This window comes from Streptomyces sp. NL15-2K, assembly GCF_030551255.1.
In the GTDB taxonomy this organism is placed as follows: Bacteria; Actinomycetota; Actinomycetes; order Streptomycetales; family Streptomycetaceae; genus Streptomyces.
This window is the reverse complement of the sequence record NZ_CP130630.1, coordinates 9,459,324-9,476,630: the sequence shown is the minus strand read 5'-3', so window position 1 is coordinate 9,476,630 and position 17,307 is coordinate 9,459,324. Positions and strand designations below refer to the sequence as shown.

Annotated in this window: 14 protein-coding genes; 9 read left to right on the top strand and 5 right to left on the bottom strand. The window is 70.8% G+C overall.

Translation table 11 applies throughout. The features are described from left to right. Positions 1-262: 262 nt before the first annotated feature. The 5 genes from Q4V64_RS42245 (at position 263) to Q4V64_RS42225 (ending at position 7,593) form a co-directional block, all read left to right on the top strand. Positions 263-1,246, top strand: coding sequence for a sigma-70 family RNA polymerase sigma factor (locus tag Q4V64_RS42245; RefSeq protein ID WP_124438111.1), 984 nt, complete (start codon positions 263-265; stop codon positions 1,244-1,246). Positions 1,247-1,366: 120 nt separating this feature from the next. Then, positions 1,367-2,287, top strand: coding sequence for an alpha/beta hydrolase (locus Q4V64_RS42240; RefSeq protein ID WP_124438112.1), 921 nt, complete (start codon positions 1,367-1,369; stop codon positions 2,285-2,287). A 315-nt stretch (positions 2,288-2,602) separates the two neighbouring features. After that, entirely contained in the window at positions 2,603-5,395 is a 2,793-nt protein-coding gene (locus Q4V64_RS42235) for an AAA family ATPase (RefSeq protein WP_253266786.1), read from the top strand. Between the two features lie 124 nt (positions 5,396-5,519). After that, on the top strand, positions 5,520-6,515 hold the full coding sequence (locus Q4V64_RS42230; protein WP_253266787.1) for an alpha/beta hydrolase: 996 nt from the start codon (positions 5,520-5,522) through the stop codon (positions 6,513-6,515). Positions 6,516-6,624: 109 nt separating this feature from the next. Continuing rightward, a complete protein-coding gene (locus tag Q4V64_RS42225; RefSeq protein ID WP_124438113.1) occupies positions 6,625-7,593 on the top strand; it encodes an alpha/beta hydrolase in 969 nt (322 codons plus the stop codon). A gap of 226 nt (positions 7,594-7,819) precedes the next feature. Here the strand turns inward: Q4V64_RS42225 and Q4V64_RS42220 are convergent, their stop codons facing one another. Together Q4V64_RS42220 and Q4V64_RS42215 are read right to left on the bottom strand one after the other, a co-directional pair. Next, on the bottom strand, positions 7,820-8,209 hold the full coding sequence (locus tag Q4V64_RS42220; RefSeq protein ID WP_124438114.1) for a ribonuclease domain-containing protein: 390 nt from the start codon (positions 8,207-8,209) through the stop codon (positions 7,820-7,822). A 592-nt stretch (positions 8,210-8,801) separates the two neighbouring features. Then, complete coding sequence (locus tag Q4V64_RS42215; RefSeq protein WP_124438115.1) at positions 8,802-9,425, bottom strand: dihydrofolate reductase family protein; 624 nt, start codon at positions 9,423-9,425, stop codon at positions 8,802-8,804. 210 nt (positions 9,426-9,635) lie between these two features. Between Q4V64_RS42215 and Q4V64_RS42210 the strand changes: the two genes are divergently transcribed. After that, positions 9,636-10,421, top strand: a complete 786-nt coding sequence (locus Q4V64_RS42210) for an SDR family oxidoreductase (protein WP_124438116.1) — start codon at positions 9,636-9,638, stop codon at positions 10,419-10,421. 247 nt (positions 10,422-10,668) lie between these two features. Here the strand turns inward: Q4V64_RS42210 and alc are convergent, their stop codons facing one another. Continuing rightward, complete coding sequence (alc, locus tag Q4V64_RS42205; RefSeq protein ID WP_124438117.1) at positions 10,669-11,808, bottom strand: allantoicase; 1,140 nt, start codon at positions 11,806-11,808, stop codon at positions 10,669-10,671. Positions 11,809-11,861: 53 nt separating this feature from the next. Continuing rightward, positions 11,862-13,202, bottom strand: a complete 1,341-nt coding sequence (gene allB, locus Q4V64_RS42200; protein ID WP_124438118.1) for an allantoinase AllB — start codon at positions 13,200-13,202, stop codon at positions 11,862-11,864. A 256-nt stretch (positions 13,203-13,458) separates the two neighbouring features. Here allB and Q4V64_RS42195 point away from each other — a divergent pair, with 256 nt between their 5' ends. After that, positions 13,459-14,262 (top strand): IclR family transcriptional regulator, encoded by an 804-nt coding sequence (locus Q4V64_RS42195; RefSeq protein WP_124438119.1) that lies wholly within the window; start codon positions 13,459-13,461, stop codon positions 14,260-14,262. A gap of 66 nt (positions 14,263-14,328) precedes the next feature. Here Q4V64_RS42195 and Q4V64_RS42190 read toward each other — a convergent pair whose 3' ends face one another. After that, positions 14,329-14,619 carry a DUF5955 family protein gene (locus tag Q4V64_RS42190; protein WP_172629051.1) on the bottom strand — a complete coding sequence of 97 codons (291 nt, stop codon included), beginning with the start codon at positions 14,617-14,619 and terminating at the stop codon, positions 14,329-14,331. Positions 14,620-14,852: 233 nt separating this feature from the next. On the opposite strand from Q4V64_RS42190, the gene Q4V64_RS42185 reads away from it, so the two are divergent. After that, positions 14,853-15,452 (top strand): nucleotidyltransferase family protein, encoded by a 600-nt coding sequence (locus tag Q4V64_RS42185; protein WP_124438121.1) that lies wholly within the window; start codon positions 14,853-14,855, stop codon positions 15,450-15,452. A 218-nt stretch (positions 15,453-15,670) separates the two neighbouring features. Then, positions 15,671-17,293 carry a malate synthase A gene (aceB, locus tag Q4V64_RS42180; RefSeq protein ID WP_124438122.1) on the top strand — a complete coding sequence of 541 codons (1,623 nt, stop codon included), beginning with the start codon at positions 15,671-15,673 and terminating at the stop codon, positions 17,291-17,293. Positions 17,294-17,307: the final 14 nt, after the last annotated feature.

The following is a 17,307-nucleotide window of genomic DNA, read 5'->3' as shown; positions in this document are numbered from 1 at the left end:
GATGTACTTGGGCTTTCGCCCGGTGCGGCGAGTGGGGGCACCTCCCACGCCCTTAAGGCAGTGGGGGAGCGTGCCGGGCGCCGCCCGGCAGGCGCCACTTTCGACACAGGCCCTAGTGGGCCTCAACTACATGCAGCGTCCCAGGACAGCCCGTGCGGCGCCTGGTCGTTCCGGCAGGCCAACCACTGGTACTGAGCCCCGGGCCTCTCGGAGCGGTTAGGGTCCGGAGAAGACATGTGTCGTGGCCGGGAGGACACAAGGTATGAACGAGATACCCGCAGGCGCCGGCCCGGCGGAGGACGCGGCTCTGACCCGGGCGGCGCAGTCGGGCGATGTGTCGGCGCTGGCCCTGCTGCTGGAGCGGCACCGGCCCGGGATGCGTGCGGTGGCGCTCAGTGTGCTGGGGCCGGGCCCGGACGTGGACGACGTCATGCAGGAGGCGGCGCTGGTGGCACTGCGCCGGATCGTGGACGTCCGCGATCCGGAGGCCGTGGGGCCTTGGCTGCGCATGGTCGTACGCAACTGCTGCCGCACACTGCTGCGGGCCGCCCGGCGGGTCGAGCCCATGGAGGCGGTCCCCCTGCATGCTTCCGGCGCCACGCCCGAACAGGCCCTGCTAAGCCATGCGTTGCGGGACTGGGTGTGGGAGGCCGTCGAGGCGTTGTCGCCGACGCTGCGTCTGCCGCTCGTCCTGCGGTACTTCTCCACCCAGGTCACCTCCTACCAGCAGATCGCCGAGGCCTGCGCGGTTCCGGTGAGCACGGTGCGCAGCCGGCTGAGCCAGGCGCGCGGCGCCCTCGCTCAGGCCCTCACCGCCACCGCGGCCTCGGCCCACGACGACGTGTCACGTCGTACCGAAGCCAGTTGGCAGGAGGCGCACGAGACGCTCGCGGCCGCTGAGCGCGGCGAGTTCGGCAAGGTGGTCAAGGACCGCTACTCCCCCGAGGTCTCGCTGCTGGCCGGAGGCCAACGGCTCGGCGGCGCCGGCCTCTTGCTGGCGGGGATGGACGGGGATCTCTCGGCGGGGGTGCGCCAGCGTCCGTTGCACGTGGTGGCCGGGCGATCGCTGGTGGTCTGGGAGATGGAGCTGGTCAGCCCGCCCGACGACCCGGATCACTGCCCGCCCGGTGTCGCCTGGATCATGTCGCTGGACGGCGGCCGCTTCGACCGGGTCTCCCTCTACCACGCGGCGCGCCCGGAGCCGACGCCTGCGCCTGCGCCTGCGCCTGCGCCTGCCGCGGCCTGAGTCTCGGGGCGAGCTCCACACCCCGCCAACATGACCCAGATCACACTACGGCGATAAAACTTCTCGGATTCCGGAGCGTCTTGTCGGTGTCACTGCCCCTGCGGACCTACGGAGATCCCGATGAGAACATCCACCGCCCACACCGACCCCCTCTCCCCCGGCACACACTCCTCCCGGACGGGCGGAATCGTCCAGCGCTATCACGTCCACGGCCGCGGCCCGGTGTGCGTGGCGCACTCCGGTGGTCCCGGTATCTTCTACGACTACCTGCGCATGCCCGCCCTCGAAGAGCACCTGACGATGGTCTACGTCGAACCCGTGGGCACCGCCGAGGACAGCCGGCTGCCCTCGCATCCGCACGGCTACACCCGCGAGCGCTACAGCCGCTTCCTCCAGGTGCTGATCAACCGGCTCGGCGTGTCCAAGGTGCATCTGCTGGGGCATTCGCACGGCGCCTTCGTGGCCGCCCATCACGCCCTGCACCGCCCCGAGCAGGTGGCGGGCGTCGTGCTGTACGAAGGCGCCCCCGTCACCGGACCCGAGCACGGCGCCGAGGCGAGCCGCATGGTGGAGGCGTTCGTCGCCAAGCACGCGGGCCACCCCGGACTGCCCGATGTCCTGACCGCGTTCGGTGCCATGGCCGACATCTCCAGCGACGAGCAGACCCTGGGGGTCGCACGGGGCGTGCTGCCCTCCTACTTCGCCGACTACTGGGGCAACGAGGAGCGGCTGGCCCCGTTCCGGGATGCGATCCGGGCCACGTACATCTCGGGCCTGGACGAGAACCTCGTACCCGATGTCATCGACGATCGCGCCGCCCTCAAGGGACTGGAGCCGCCGGCTCTGATCGTCGTGGGCCGGCATGACGTGATCTGCGGGCCTCGCTGGGCGCTCGAACTCGACGAGCTGATCCCCGACTCGCAGCTGCTGGTGCTGGAGAACAGCGGCCACATGGGGCACATCGAGGAGCCCGAGCTGTTCGCGGGCGCGGTCCGTGACTTCGTCCTCCGGACCACCGCCGCCCGGGACGATGCCCCGTAGCCACCAACGGCACCTCACGACGTGCGTCGGCCCTCTTCGGCCGACGCACGAACCTGGTGCGAGGCCGGACTCGTCGTAGTGACGGAGAACTGTCTGCACGTCCTTCGGCCGATGAGCTGCCGTTCGCCGTGACCTCTCTGCTCAGTGATCGTCCTCGCCTGGTGAGACACGGCGGGATGGCAAGATGTGTCGCACCTGCCTCACGCGCTGCGGCGGGCGGGGCGGTGTGTACGGGACAAGGGGGAGAACATTGTGGCCGAATCACCCAGGGATGTTCCGCCGGCACCCTCCCCGGGCGTCGTGACCAGGCTCGGCATGGAGGCTGCGCACAGCAGTGTGCACGGCTGCGAACCCGTTGTGTCCCTGATGGGCCGGCAGGCCGAGATCGCTCGCATCCTGGAGATGGTCGAGGGCCGTGGCGACCCTCGGATGCTGTTCGTGCTCGGCGAGGCCGGCACGGGCAAGTCGAAGCTGCTGGCGGTCGCGGTCGACCACGCGCGGACCAACGGGATGCTCGTCCTGGCATCCCAGGGCATCGAGGCGGAGTCGAGACAGTCGTTCGCGTCCCTGCACCAGTTACTCCTTCCCCTTTTGCCCGACCTCGCCCCGCTTGCCGGCCATCTGCGGAAGGCGCTGGAGACGGCGTTCGGTATCGTTCCCGCCGACGGACCGTCCGACCCCATGCTGCTGCGTGTGGCGGTCCTGATGCTGCTGACGGAGGTCTCCCGCCGGCAACGCGTACTGCTGGCCATCGACGACGTTCAGCACTTCGACCGGGACTCCCTCGACGTCCTCGGCTTCGTGATGCGCCGCCTCCCCGCGCAGGACGTGCCGGTGGTGCTGGCGGCGCGCGGGCAGACGCCTCCTGACGGCGTTCCGGCGGACCTGCACACCGTGCTGTTGGGGCCGCTGACCGAACAGGCCGCAGCCGAACTCCTGGACGCCCAGCCGCACGCGCCCACCGGCCGGACACGGATCGATCTGCTGCGCCAGGCCGGTGGAAACCCGCTGGCCATCATCGAACTGTGCCGTGCGACCGGTACGGACGGCGCGGGAGTACTGCCCGGCGGCGGACTGCCGCGGACAGAGCGTATCCAGGAGCTGTACGCCGCCCGGCTGCGCGCCCTGCCGGATGTGACCCAGCGGCTGATCCTGTACGCCGCGGCGTCGCAGTACGAAGACCTCGCCACGATCATGGCCGCCGCAGGCGAGGGGCCGGACCTGTCGGGATGGGCCTCGGCCGAGGAGGCCGGCCTCGTGACCGTCATGGACGGCCGGGTCGTCTTCCGGCACCCACTGGCACGCGCGGGTTCCTATCAGGCGGCGCCGGCCTACCTCCGACAGCAGGCGCACCAGGATCTGGCCGCCGCCCTCACGACCGATCCGGCCCGCCGCGCGTGGCACCTGGCCGCCGCGTGTGTCGGGGAGGACGAGTCCGTGGCGGCGGCCCTCGAGGACACCGCCGAACTCGCCGAGCGGCGGGGTGGTTTCTCCGCGGCGGCCCAGGCCCTGCAACGGTCCGCCGAGTGCAGCCCCACGCCCGCGGACCGGGCGCGCCGGTACGCGAAGGCGCTGAGAGCCGCCAACAGCGCCGGCGACCCCTCGTGGGTCGGCGAGCTGTACGACAAGGTCACCGCGCTGGCTGAGGACCGGGACGTGCTGGGTATGGCGGCCTGTGGGGCGGGCCTGGCCCTGTCGCTGTTCGGTCACCAGCGGCAGGGGTTCCAGGTGCTGATGAGCGCTTTGGAACCGGATCCGCCCAGGGACGACATGACGGTGGTCGCTCTGGCCAGCATACTTTCGGCCGTCGCGTTCCAGTCGGGTCTGCCCGAGGTCAATCGCCCGATCGCCGCTCTGCTGGACGGGGTCGAGGTCGGCAACCGCGATACTCCCTACACCGAGCTGGCGATGACCGAGAACTCCGCCGCCGTGCAGGCCGCCGCCCTGGCCGCGGCCGATCCTGCCGACGCCGCCGAGTTGTTGCGGGGCATCCGCCGGCGGCCGGGCACGCCGGAGCCGCAGGCCGGCGTCGCGGAGATGACCCGGGTCAACTCGCTCGGCGCGGTGGCCTGGTACGCCGACGAGTCCGACCTGTGCGTGGAGTCCTTCCGTCGGGCGTACGCCATGCACAGCGCCTACGGTGCCATGGGCTCGGCCGCGCCCTCGCTCTCGACCATGGGCGCGGCGCTGATCGACACGGGCCGGTGGGCGGAGGCCGACGAGCACCTGGCGAAGACCGCGGCGCTGGCCGCGGTTCACAAGTGGAGGCATGTGCAGATCGACGTCGAGGCGCTGCAGGTGACCCTGCGCGCCCTGCGCGGCGACTCGGCCGCCAGAACATCGGACGCGGCCTGGACGGCGGTCGGCCTGGAAGAGAACCGCGCCACCCGGGCACGCCTCCTGCGGGCCGCCGGTACCGCTGCGGCGGTGATCGGTGACTTCGACCACGCCTACCGGTCGTTCCGGTCGCTGTTCGGTGAGGACGGTACGCCTGTGCACTACTTCCTGTCGCCCCGCTCGGTCGCCGATCTCGCCGCGGCAGCCCAGCGGACGGGCCGGCAGGAGGAGGCGGTGTACATCCTCGCGGCGGTGCGCGATGCCATGGGGCCGCGGCCGACGACGCGGATGATGCTGCTGATGCATCACGCCGCCGCGCTGACCGGCGATGCGAAGGACACCGAACACCACTTCCGTCTGGCCACGGTGAACCCGGTGGGCGATCAATGGCCCCTGGCCCGGGCACAGGCGAGGCTGCACTACGCACAATGGCTGCGCAGGCGGCGACGCCCCTTGGACGCCCGCCCGCTCCTGGCCACGGCGCTCGAGTCGTTCACGCGGCTCGGCGCGTCCGCTCTGGCCGAGGAGGCGCGCGCCGAACTGCGGGCGAGCGGCGTCGCCACCTCTCCCGCCCCGGCCGACCCGCTGGCGGAGCTGACCGCCCAGCAGCGCCAGATCGTACGGCTGGCGGCACGGGGGCTGCGCAACCGGGAGATCGCCGAGCGGTTGATGCTCTCCCCGCGCACGATCAGCAGCCACCTCTACAACGTGTATCCGAAGCTGGGTGTCAGCAGCCGCAACCAGCTCCGCGATCTGTTCGACGATCTGTGATCCCCACGGCGAGTTGCAGCGCGGGGCCGCTGCCATGGTGTCCTCGCAGCCGCCTGTGGTAGCGGCCAGACCGGTGACCATCCGGCGGACCATCGGTCGTGACGACGGAAGGAACGTGAGCCTATTGAGTTCCGAGCCCGTACCGGACCCAGGCGGGCCCGATCGCTCCGCCGTCGTCCTCGATCCACTCGTGCAACGGCTCGTCGACGCCTCCGCCGCGCCGCCCTATCTGTACCAGTTCGGCCCGGCCGACGGGCGCCAGGCGCTGCTGGAGATCCAGGGTCATACGCTCGACGACTTCGACCTGGACGCCGATTTCCGGGTGGCACCGGTGGGCCCCCGAGGGCTCGTCGGCTTCTGGCTGTTCCGGCCGGCACGGGCGACGGGCCCCCTTCCCGTGGTCGTGTACCTGCACGGCGGCCGGTGGATGCTGGGTGACGCCCGCACCCACGCGGGAATGATCGGCGAGCTGACGGCGGCGAGTGGCGCCGCCTTCGTGGTGCCCGAGTACACCCGCACCCCGGAGGCCCGCTACCCGGTCGCGCTGGAGGAGTCGTACGCGATCTTGACCTCGGTGGTCGAGCAGGCCGACACCCTGGGGCTGGACGGTGGCAGGCTCGCCCTGGCAGGGGACTGCGCCGGTGCGACCATGGCCACGGCGCTCACCATGATGGGCAAGCAGCGGGGCGGGCCCCGTATCCGGGCGCAGTTGTTGTACTACCCGCTGACCGACCCGCACTTCGCCGGCCCGTCGCGGGACCAGTTCGCTTCCGGCTACCTCCTGACGGGTGAAGCTCTGGACGGGTACTGGCGCCAGTACACCGTCGACGCATGCCGGCTCGCCGAACCCACTGCCTCGCCGCTGCGGGCGACGCCCGAAGACCTCACCGGACTTCCTCCCGCTCTGATCGTGACGGCGGAGGCGGACGTCGTACGGGACGAGGGCGAGCAGTACGCCCGCCTGCTGCGGCAGGCCCGTGTCCCGGTGACCGCGGTCCGCTACCTGGGGACAGTGCACGACTTCGCGTCCCTGAGTGCTCTGCAGGACAGCCCGCCGACGCTTTCAGCGATCAGGCAGGGCGGTCGCTTCCTCAGGGACGCTCTCGCCGACCGGCTCTGACGCACGGCATGCACCGTCAACATACTGATGCATGCGGAGCAGGCTGCTTGCCAAGGTGAGGGACGTAAGGCCGCCTTCAGTGGCACGTCCCGCGCAGGAAAAGAGCAACATGTCCACCGTCGCACCGGTTCTCGAAGAAGCCGCACAGAACTTCGCCGACGCGACCGCGCACCCTCCGTTCCTGTACGACCTGGATCCGCTCGAGGGGCGCAGGGCCGTGGACGACATCCAGAGCGGCGACGTCCCGGCCCCGGACGCGGACGTAGCGGATCTGTCCATTCCGGGCGGCCCGTCGGGCATGGTCTCGATCCGTGTCTTCCGCCCGGTCGGCGCCCAGGTGCCCCTGCCTGTGGTCATGTACCTCCACGGAGCCGGATGGGTCTTCGGCAACGCCCACACCCATGACCGGCTCGTGCGTGAGCTCACCGTACGGGCGCACGCGGCAACGGTCTTCGTCAACTACAGCCTCTCACCCGAAGCGAAGTACCCCACGGCCATCGAGGAGGCCTACGCCGCGCTGCTGTGGATCTCAGCGCAGGGAGCCGCCCACGGCCTCGACCCGGACCGTGTCGCGGTGGCCGGCGACTCGGCCGGCGGCAACATGGCCGCGGCCACCACCCTCCTGGCCAAGCAGCGCAAAGGTCCCAGGCTCGGAGCACAGCTGCTGTTCTGTCCCGTCACCGATGCCAGTTTCGACACCGATTCCTACCAGCAGTTCGCCAGCGGCTACTTCCTCAGCCGGGAGGGGATGAAGTGGTTCTGGGACCAGTACACGACCCACCCCGCCGAACGTACCCAGATCACCGCCTCTCCACTGCGGGCAAGCCTCGACGAGTTGCGCGGCCTGCCACAGGCCCTGGTCATCCTGGCCGAGGCCGATGTCCTGCGTGACGAGGGCGAGGCCTACGCCGCCAAGCTGCGCGCCGCCGGCGTGCGGACCACGGCGGTGCGTTACCAGGGCGTCATCCATGACTTCGTCATGCTCAACGCAATGAAGGACACTCGCGCCGCCAGGGCCGCGATCCAGCAGGGCGGCGAATTCCTCCACGACGCACTGCACCCCGACTGCCTGGTCTGACCTCCGGCTCGTCGCCAAGGGCCGACTTCTTACCTGACGGCTGCCCAGGTGCGTCCTGGACCGACTTGTGCAAACCCTCCGGCGGGGAGGGAGAGGCAGTGCGCCGGGCAGGACCGTGTCGTAGGCCGGATCTACCTCGCCCCGCGGCCGATGAACGTGGGGAGCCGCGGGGCGAGGGTCCTGGGCGCGAGCGATTGCCGGAGTGCGCGGGGCGTACGGCTTTTCCTCAGCAGCTGTAGTTGATCAGGTCGAACGAGGCGTAGTGGTCGGCCGTGTAGTAGTCCTCCTGGTATTCCTCGCCGGTGACGATGCGGCGAGCTCCGCGCGTGGAGGAGCCAGGAGTGATGACGGTGTACTCGTGATAGTAGCCAGAGGACTGGCTGGGCAGGATGCCTTCCCGGTTCTGGAAGACGGTGCCGTCCTGGGAGTACGGGTAGGGACCACCCTGCTCGATCAGCTCAAGGGTGTCGTACGCCTGGGAGGGCAGGTCGCTGTAGCAGATGCTGCCCACCGCGGCGGCCGCCGGGGACGCGGTGGCGACGGTGCCGCCGACGAGGAGAGCGGACAGGACGGCGGCTGCGGCGCCGATGCGGGTGATTCGTGGGGGGAATCTCATGCCCTCATGATGATGCGCGTAGATAGTGGCATGTCAATGACAACTCTGAGAGATTTTCCCATCAAGTCCGATGAGTTTTCAGGAAGTTCACTTGACGCGTGGCGTTTCCAAGCGGTCCACACGCTCGGGTGCGCGGAGACCTTGGGCGGTTCTCTGGTGACCGTGTGCCGAGCCGAGCGACCGCCGGCTCGCGCCGAGCGTGGGCCGGCAAGCGGTGCGCCGTGAGCTGACCGCCCGCAGGACGGATGCGGACGATGAGCTGTTGGTGGCTCCGTCGTTGACGGCGCGTCAGCGGCCCCCTTGCGTGGTGTTCCATGAGGCCCTGCCCAACAAACGGCGCCACGCGGCCGACGCGGACGGAGATCAGCGCCGGCCTGCGGCGCGAGGACCATCGGCCGACGGTCACGGTGGCTGACGACGGCCGCGGCGGCGCCCAGCTCCCGGCCGCCGCGCGCGGTGGCGACTTGGGCCTCGTCGGCCTGACGGAACGCGTACCACTCCGGGCGGCATCCCGAAGGCCGGGCCCCGGGCCGGCCACGGCCGGCAGGTCCGTGCGGCCTTCCGCTGCGCAAGCCGATCCGACACGGGCCGGTCAGCCCTCGGGGAGTTCGTACGAGCCGTACTCCGGGCGGCCCGCCAGGTCGTACGACTGGATGGAGACGCCAGCCGCGGTGATACGCCCGCCGGTGTGCCGAAAGGCGGTCGGCAGCGCTCCCTCGGTGAACAGGCGGCGGCCGGCGCCGAGCACGACCGGGAAGGTCAGCAGATGGACGGTGTCGATCAGGTCGAGCGCCAGCAGGGACTGGGCCAGGGCGCCACTGCCGTGCACCTGGAGCTCGCCGTCGGTGCGCTCCTTGAGGTCGGTGACCTCCTTGGCGAGGTCGCCGCCGATCACCGTGGTGTGGGACCAGTCCGGGTCGGTGAGTGTGGCGGAGGCGACGTACTTCGGCAGGGCGTTGAGCTTCAAGGCGACCGGGTCGGCAGGATCGGTGATCTTGGGCCAGTACGACGCGAAGATCTCGTAGGTACGTCGGCCGAGGAGGAAGGCTCCGACGCGGCCGAATACCTCGTTGATGAACCGGCCGAAGTCGTCGTCGCCGTACGGGACGCTCCAGCCGCCCTGCTCGAAGCCGTCGCGGGTGTCCTCTCTGGGGCCGCCGGGGGCCTGGTAGACGCCGTCGAGGGTGACGAACGAGGTGAGGACGAGCTTGCCCATGGGGATGCCTTCTCTCTGGTGGTGGGGCCGGTGGTGGGGTCTGTTGTCATCAGGGCAGACCCCACCGGCACCCGCAACTCATCGATGGGCCGTTCGGAGTTTCGCCTGCGTGCGTCGTGAACAGGCCGCCGGAGGGGAGCGTCCCGGTCGCCCGACCTCGACGTCCGTTCGCCGCCAGCGTGTCGGTGCGCCGATCGCTGGAATGGATCCATGACGACTTCGACAACTTCGACAACTTCGACAGCTTCGACAACTTCGCGCGGATCCCTGAACGGCAAGGTGGCCCTCGTGACCGGCGGCAGCCGCGGTATCGGCGCGGCGACGGCGGTGCGGCTGGCCCGGGAGGGCGCCGATGTGGCCCTCACGTACGTGAACGGCAAGGAGGCGGCCGAGGACGTCGTACGGGCCGTCGAGGCCCTGGGGCGCCGAGCGGTTGCCCTGCGCGCGGACTCCGCGGACGCGGAGGAGGCGGCCGGGGCGGTGGCGCGTACGGCGGACGCGCTCGGGGGGCGTCTCGACGTGCTGGTGAACAACGTGGGGGTGGGCCTTCTCGGGCCCCTGGAGAGCCTTTCGCTCACCGATGTGGACCGGGTGCTCGCGGTGAACGTGCGCGGGGTGTTTCTGGCCTCTCAGGCGGCTGCCGCCCGGATGGGGGCGGGTGGGCGGATCATCACCGTCGGTACGTGCATGACCCAGCGTGTGCCGGGGCCCGGCGGGACGCTCTACGCGATGAGCAAGTCGGCGCTGGTCGGGCTGACGAAGGCGTTGGCCAGGGAGCTGGGGGTGCGGGGGATCACGGCGAACATCGTGCATCCGGGCCCCATCGACACGGACATGAACCCGGCGGACGGGCCGTATGCGGCGGGGCAGGCGGCGATGACGGCGTTGGGGCGTTTCGGGACGGCGGAGGAGGTGGCGGCGACGGTGGCCCATCTCGCGGGGGCGGCGTATGTGACGGGGGCGGAGTTCTCGGTGGACGGGGGGCACGCGGCCTGACGCAGGGGGCGTTTTTCGCACCCGCCGCCCCTACCCTTCCCATCCCCAGGGGCTCTGCCCCTTCGACCCCGCCAGGGGCGCTGCCCCTGAACCCCGCTGGGGGCAGCCGCCCCCAGACCCCCGCTTCAGCCCGAAGGGCCTCGTCCTCAAACGCCGGACGGGCTGAATGCAGCACACCGGCGCCGACATGGGCTCGCCCGCACGGGTGGGTGGGGGCTCGGGACGGCAATCCCTCGCACACGGCATCTCAGCCGCCCAGCTCCTGGTGGCGGGCCGTCAGGCTTGCCGTGCCCTCCTGGGTCAGCGAGCCGAACAGGCGCAGGCGGGAGATGCCGCCGTCGGGATAGATGTCCACGCGCGCGTGCGTGCCGACGGCGGGGGTCGGCAGGACGAAGCGGTGGTTGGTGTCCGGCTGGAGTCGGGTGCGCGGGAGGATCTCCGTCCACGTGCCGTTCTCGCCATCCTCGGCGTCCTTCACCGAGACCGACGCCCAGCCCGCGCTGTTGCCCTTCAGATACGCCGTGTCGATCTCGATGGCGCGGATCTGGGACTGGGCCACCAGCCGGTAGCGGATCCAGTCGTTGCCCTGGTCGCGGCGGCGCCGGGTCTCCCAGCCGTCGTCCATCTTGCGGGAGCGGCCCGGCTGGATGGTGTTGGTGGCCGGTGAGTAGAAGAGGTTGGAGGCGTCCTCGGCCTGGCCGCCGTTCTCCAGGGCGACCACGTCGAAAGTGCCGAGGACGTCCAGCCATGCGGGGTCCGGGACGACCTCGCCGTACACGCGCAGGCGCGCGATGCCGCCGTCGGGGTGCTGGTTGACGCGCACGTGCGTGAAGCGCTGTTCGACCGACACCGCGAAGCCGTTCGCCGCGTGGCCGCCCACCGGGGTGCGCGGAACCAGCGTCGTCCACTTCACGTCGTCCCCGAGCAGTTCCGCCGGCGACGGGGAGCCCGGCACCGACGTGCCCTCGATCGACACCGCCTGCGGGTAGTTGCCGCGGAAGTGGGCCGTGTCGACGACGATCCCGCGGATGACGCCCGGCGCGCCGAGGCGGACGAGCGCCCAGTCGTGGTCCTCGGCCGTGGGCCAGGGGTGGTCGGCGGAGGCGCCTCGGCGACGCCGCGTCTCCCAGCCGTCCATGACCTTGCCCTTGTGGCCGAAGTGCTCGGGGTCGAACTCGGCCCGCCCGGGCACCAGCAGGTTCTCCCGCTGGGCGAAGAACTCGTCGTTGGCGGCGATGACACCGGCGCCCAGCTGCCGGTCGGCGAGGTTGGCGTAGTGGGTGAAGGGGAAGTCGGCCGTGCGGTAGTCCGCGTACGGGTCGCCGCCTCCGTAGGGGTTCGCGTCGCCGGTGAAACTGGCCAACAAGGATCGATGCTGCGCCGTCACGGTGATCAGGGTTCCTTTCGGGAGTCGGCCGCTGCGGGTGCGGTGGAAGGGGATCAGGGGGTCCGGGTGAGCAGGTGGCCCTTCGGCTCGGTGAACTCGCCGTCCCTGACGATCCGCCGGCCGCGCAGCCAGGTGGACCTCACGACGCCGTACAGGGTTCTGCCCGCGTAGGCCGTGACGTGGTTGCGGTGCTGGAGGGCCGCCGGGTCCACGGTGAACGTCTCGTCGGGCGCGAGGACCGCGAAGTCGGCGTCGCGGCCCGCTTCGATGGCGCCCTTGCGGGCATCGAGGCCCACCAGTTGCGCCGTACGGGACGACATCCAGCGGACCACGTCCTCCAGGCCGTGGCCGCGCCTGCGTGCCTGAGTCCACACCGCCGCGAGGCTCAGCTGGAGCCCGGAGATCCCGCCCCACGCCGTCGCGAAGTCGTCCGTCTTCAGGTCGGCCGTGGACGGCGAGTGGTCGGTGACGACGCAGTCGATCGTGCCGTCCGCCAGTGCCTGCCAGAGCAGGTCCTGGTTGGCGGCCTCGCGGATGGGCGGGCAGCACTTGAACTCGCTGGCTCCGTCGGGGACTTCCTCGGCCGTCAGGGTCAGGTAGTGGGGGCAGGTCTCGACCGTGATGCGTACGCCCTCCGCCTTGGCCTCGGCGATCAGCGGCAGCGCGTCGCTGGACGACAGGTGCAGCACGTGCACGCGCGCGTCCAGGCGTTTCGTCTGCGCGATGAGGTTCGCGATCGCCGTGTCCTCGGCGTCGCGCGGGCGGCTGGCGAGGAAGTCGGCGTACTTCGGCCCGCGGTGCCGCGGGGCGGCGTCGAGGTGGTGCGGGTCCTCGGCGTGCACGATCAGCAGACCGCCGAAGGAGGCGATCTCGGCGAGGGACCGGGCGAGCCGGTCCTGGTCGAGGTGCGGGAACTCGTCCACGCCGGACGGCGACAGGAACGCCTTGAACCCGAAGACGCCGGCCTCGTGCAGCGGCCGCAGGTCCTTGACGTTGTCGGGCAGGGCGCCGCCCCAGAAGCCGACGTCGATGTGCGCCTTGTCGGCGGCGACCTTCTGCTTCGTACGCAGGTGCTCGACCGTCGTCGTCGGCGGGAGGGAGTTGAGCGGCATGTCGACGAGCGTGGTGATGCCGCCGGCGGCCGCGGCGCGGGTGGCGGTCCAGAAGCCCTCCCACTCGGTGCGGCCGGGGTCGTTGACGTGCACGTGGGTGTCGACCAGGCCGGGCAGCAGGACGTCGTCGCCCAGGTCCTCCAGGCGGGCGCCGGACGGTACCTCGGCGTCGTACGGGAGTACGGCCGTGATCGTGCCCCCGGCGACCGCGACCGAGGCGGCACGCGTCCCCTCGGGGGTGATGACGCGCGTCGAGCGCAGCACCAGTTCTACGTCGGACACCCGGACCCCTCTCGCCCCGCCTCTGCCCGTTTACTTCCACGTAACGGAATTCAACGTTCTGTTGAAGGAGTCTTCACTCCCGCTCCCGCGCCGTCAAGGGCACACTTCTCCATGAACCTCTCAAGGCTCCCACTCTGGACGTTTCCACAACTCGGAATTAGGATTCCGGTAAGCAGAACGTAGCTACGCACAAGCAGGGAGTCAACCGACCGGCGGGTAGGCTTCTGCTCTTCCCGTCAGTCCCGAAAGGAACGCCGTGCCGACGTCCAGCGCCAGCACCACCGACTCCGCCAAGTCCCCCGCCAGTGGTGGCGTCCAGTCCCTCGAGCGCGCCTTCGATCTGCTCGAGCGGATGGCGGACGCGGGCGGCGAGGTCGGCCTGAGCGAGCTCTCCGTGAGCAGCGGCCTGCCGCTGCCCACCATCCACCGCCTCATGCGCACGCTGGTGGCCTGCGGGTACGTACGCCAGCAGACCAACCGGCGGTACGCGCTCGGCCCGCGTCTGATCCGCCTCGGCGAGTCCGCCTCCCGGCTGCTCGGCACCTGGGCGCGCCCCTATCTCGCCCGCCTGGTCGAGGAGACCGGTGAGACGGCGAACATGGCGCTGCTGGACGGGGACGAGATCGTCTACGTGGCGCAGGTGCCGTCGAAGCACTCGATGCGCATGTTCACCGAGGTCGGCCGGCGCGTGCTGCCGCACTCCACGGGCGTCGGCAAGGCCCTGCTGGCCAACGTCCCGGACGGCGAGGTGCGCGCCCTGCTCGCCCGCACCGGCATGCCCGCCGCGACGGAGAAGACGATCACCACGCCGGAGGGTTTCCTCGCGGCCCTTGAGGACGTACGACGCCGGGGGTACGCGATCGACGACAACGAGCAGGAGATCGGCGTGCGCTGTCTCGCCGTCTCCGTGCCCGAATCCCCCACCGCGGCGGCCATTTCGATCTCCGGCCCGGCGGGCCGGGTGACCGAGGCGGCGACGGAGAAGATCGTGCCGGTCCTGCAGCAGGTGGCGGCGGAGCTGTCGGCGGCACTGGCGAGCTCGGGCGGCCCGACCTCCTGAGGCCGCTCCCTCACGCGAACGGCCCCGGCCCCCAGGCCCCACGGACAGGGGGCCGCAGCCGTCTTCTCAGCGGCCCTGCGGCTCGCCGAACAGCTCCACCGCCCGGCGGACCTCCGACAGGCCGCTCGCCAGGGCGCTGACGGAGCCGATCGCGCCGGCGATCAGCAGGAGCGAGCGACGCAGCCGAGCGACTTCCGGGGTGCCGTCGGTGGTGGTCATGGCGGCGAGGGCGGCGAGCTCGTCCTCCGCGATCACGCGATCATGGAACTCGGCCGGATGAGCGGCGAGTTCGCGGCGCAGCCGGGACACGGCGGTCCGCAGTCGCGCCACTCTCGGGTCCTCGTCGCTGCCGGTCACCGGTCGTCTCTGCCCCAAGCTCCGCAACACAGGCACTCCCCCCTCGCACGCCGTTGTGCGCCGTCACTTCGTGATCCCGCCGAGCGCCCCCGCCGTGCTGGTCGGGCGCCGGGGACGCGGGCATTAAACGCCACCGGATACGCCGGACGCCACAGTGCGGACCGAAATTCAGCCCAGGGAAACCGTGTGGCCGGCGAGTGGTCAGGTGTACGAGGTCAGGTATGCAGGGACGTATGACGCACACGGATGACGAGGTCGCCGGGCTGCTCCTGGCGGCCGGAGGCGGCCGACGGCTCGGTGGGCGGCCCAAGGCGCTGCTCGAACACCGGGGGCGGCCCCTCGTGGAGCACGCGGTCGGGGTGCTGCGGGCGGCGGGATGCGGGCGCGTCCACGTGGTCCTCGGGGCGCGGGCCACCGCCGTACGGGAGCGGGCGGAGCTGTCGGGGTGCGTACTGGTGGAGAACCCGGAGTGGGCCGACGGCATGGGGTCCTCGCTGCGGGCCGGGCTCGACTCGCTGGCCGTCACGGGCGCGCGGGCGGCGCTCGTCTCCCTCGTCGACCAGCCCGGCATCGGCCCGGAGGCGGTGGCCCGCGTCCGCGCCGCGTACCGGGACGAGACGTCCCTGGTGTCGGCCGCGTACGACGGCGTACGCGGGCACCCGGTTCTCTTCGGTGCCGCCCACTGGGCCGGTATCGCCGCGACTGCGACCGGCGACCGGGGGGCACGCGCCTACCTCAAGGCGCACGAGGAGGCGATCACGCTGGTCGAGTGCGGGGACGTGGCGCGGCCGTACGACATCGACACCCCGGACGACCTCGCCCACCTCGAGTGACACCGGGGGTGAGCGGGGTGGCACCGAGCGCCACCTTCACTCGACTCGGAGAATCTCGACATCAACAAACCATTGAACTTCCACCATGAGGAAACTACTATCCACTGATCAGTGGCATCCGTCTGCCCACGGGCGCTCCCCACCGCACCCGGGAACACTGGCACCCGGTGCCCAAGCTCGACAGCTCGTCCGTAGCTCGCTGAAGGAAGTGACAGCTCATGTCCGCACCAGCGCCGTCCCCGCCGGCCATCGTCGACGCCGAGCCCCTGCCCCGGCAGGAGGAGGTCCTCACCGAAGCGGCCCTCGCCTTCCTGGCCGAGCTGCACCGCCGCTTCACGCCCCGGCGTGACGAGCTCCTCGCCCGCCGCGCCGAGCGCCGCGCCGAGATCGCCCGCACCTCCACGCTCGACTTCCTCCCGGAGACCGCCGCCATCCGCGCGGACGACTCCTGGAAGGTCGCCCCGTCTCCCCAGGCCCTGAACGACCGCCGGGTCGAGATCACCGGCCCCACCGACCGCAAGATGACCATCAACGCCCTGAACTCGGGCGCCAAGGTCTGGCTCGCGGACTTCGAGGACGCCTCGGCACCGACCTGGGAGAACGTGGTCCTCGGTCAGCTCAATCTGATCGACGCCTACACCCGGAACATCGACTTCACCGACCCGAAGTCCGGCAAGTCGTACGCCCTGAAGGCCGACGAGGACCTCGCCACGGTCGTCATGCGCCCGCGCGGCTGGCATCTGAACGAGCGTCACCTCCAGGTGGACGGTCAGCAGGTCCCCGGCGGCCTCGTCGACTTCGGCCTGTACTTCTTCCACAACGCCCAGCGCCTGCTCGACCTCGGCAAGGGCCCGTACTTCTACCTCCCGAAGACGGAGTCGCACCTGGAGGCCCGCCTCTGGAACGACGTGTTCGTGTTCGCGCAGGACTACGTCGGCATCCCCCAGGGCACCATCCGCGCGACCGTCCTGATCGAGACGATCACGGCCGCCTACGAGATGGAGGAGATCCTCTACGAACTCCGCGACCACGCCTCCGGTCTGAACGCCGGCCGCTGGGACTACCTGTTCTCCATCGTCAAGAACTTCCGTGACGGCGGCACCAAGTTCGTCCTTCCGGACCGCAACGCGGTCACGATGACGGCCCCGTTCATGCGGGCGTACACCGAACTCCTCGTCCGCACCTGCCACAAGCGCGGGGCACACGCGATCGGCGGCATGGCGGCGTTCATCCCCTCCCGCCGGGACGCGGAGGTCAACAAGGTCGCCTTCGAGAAGGTCCATGCCGACAAGGACCGCGAGGCGAACGACGGCTTCGACGGTTCCTGGGTCGCCCACCCCGACCTGGTCCCGATCGCCATGGAGTCCTTCGACCGGGTCCTCGGCGACAAGCCGAACCAGAAGGACCGGCTGCGCGAGGACGTCGACGTCCATGCGGCCGACCTGATCGCCATCGACTCGCTGGACGCCAGGCCGACGTACGACGGTCTCGTCAACGCCGTCCAGGTCGGCATCCGGTACATCGAGGCCTGGCTGCGCGGCCTCGGCGCGGTCGCCATCTTCAACCTGATGGAGGACGCTGCGACCGCCGAGATCTCCCGCTCGCAGATCTGGCAGTGGATCAACGCCGGAGTGGAGTTCGAGAACGGCCAGAAGGCGACGCCCGAGCTGGCCCGCGCGGTCGCCGCGGAGGAGCTCCGGAACATCCGCGCCGAGCTGGGCGAGGAGGCCTTCGCCGCCGGCCACTGGCAGCAGGCCCACGACCTGCTCCTGGAGGTCGCGCTCGACGAGGACTACGCGGACTTCCTCACCCTCCCGGCCTACGAGCAGTTGGAGGGCTGAGCCCTCGCTTGTGC

What these genes read in the sequence shown, in the direction of transcription:
- aceB (WP_124438122.1), top strand. Translation starts at nt 15,671, where the DNA reads ATGTCCGCACCAGCGCCGTCCCCGCCGGCCATCGTCGACGCCGAGCCC.
- Q4V64_RS42240 (WP_124438112.1), top strand. Translation starts at nt 1,367, where the DNA reads ATGAGAACATCCACCGCCCACACCGACCCCCTCTCCCCCGGCACACAC.
- Q4V64_RS42210 (WP_124438116.1), top strand. Translation starts at nt 9,636, where the DNA reads ATGACGACTTCGACAACTTCGACAACTTCGACAGCTTCGACAACTTCG.
- Q4V64_RS42245 (WP_124438111.1), top strand. Translation starts at nt 263, where the DNA reads ATGAACGAGATACCCGCAGGCGCCGGCCCGGCGGAGGACGCGGCTCTG.
- Q4V64_RS42185 (WP_124438121.1), top strand. Translation starts at nt 14,853, where the DNA reads ATGACGCACACGGATGACGAGGTCGCCGGGCTGCTCCTGGCGGCCGGA.
- Q4V64_RS42235 (WP_253266786.1), top strand. Translation starts at nt 2,603, where the DNA reads ATGGAGGCTGCGCACAGCAGTGTGCACGGCTGCGAACCCGTTGTGTCC.
- Q4V64_RS42220 (WP_124438114.1), bottom strand. Translation starts at nt 8,209, where the DNA reads ATGAGATTCCCCCCACGAATCACCCGCATCGGCGCCGCAGCCGCCGTC.
- Q4V64_RS42215 (WP_124438115.1), bottom strand. Translation starts at nt 9,425, where the DNA reads ATGGGCAAGCTCGTCCTCACCTCGTTCGTCACCCTCGACGGCGTCTAC.
- Q4V64_RS42225 (WP_124438113.1), top strand. Translation starts at nt 6,625, where the DNA reads ATGTCCACCGTCGCACCGGTTCTCGAAGAAGCCGCACAGAACTTCGCC.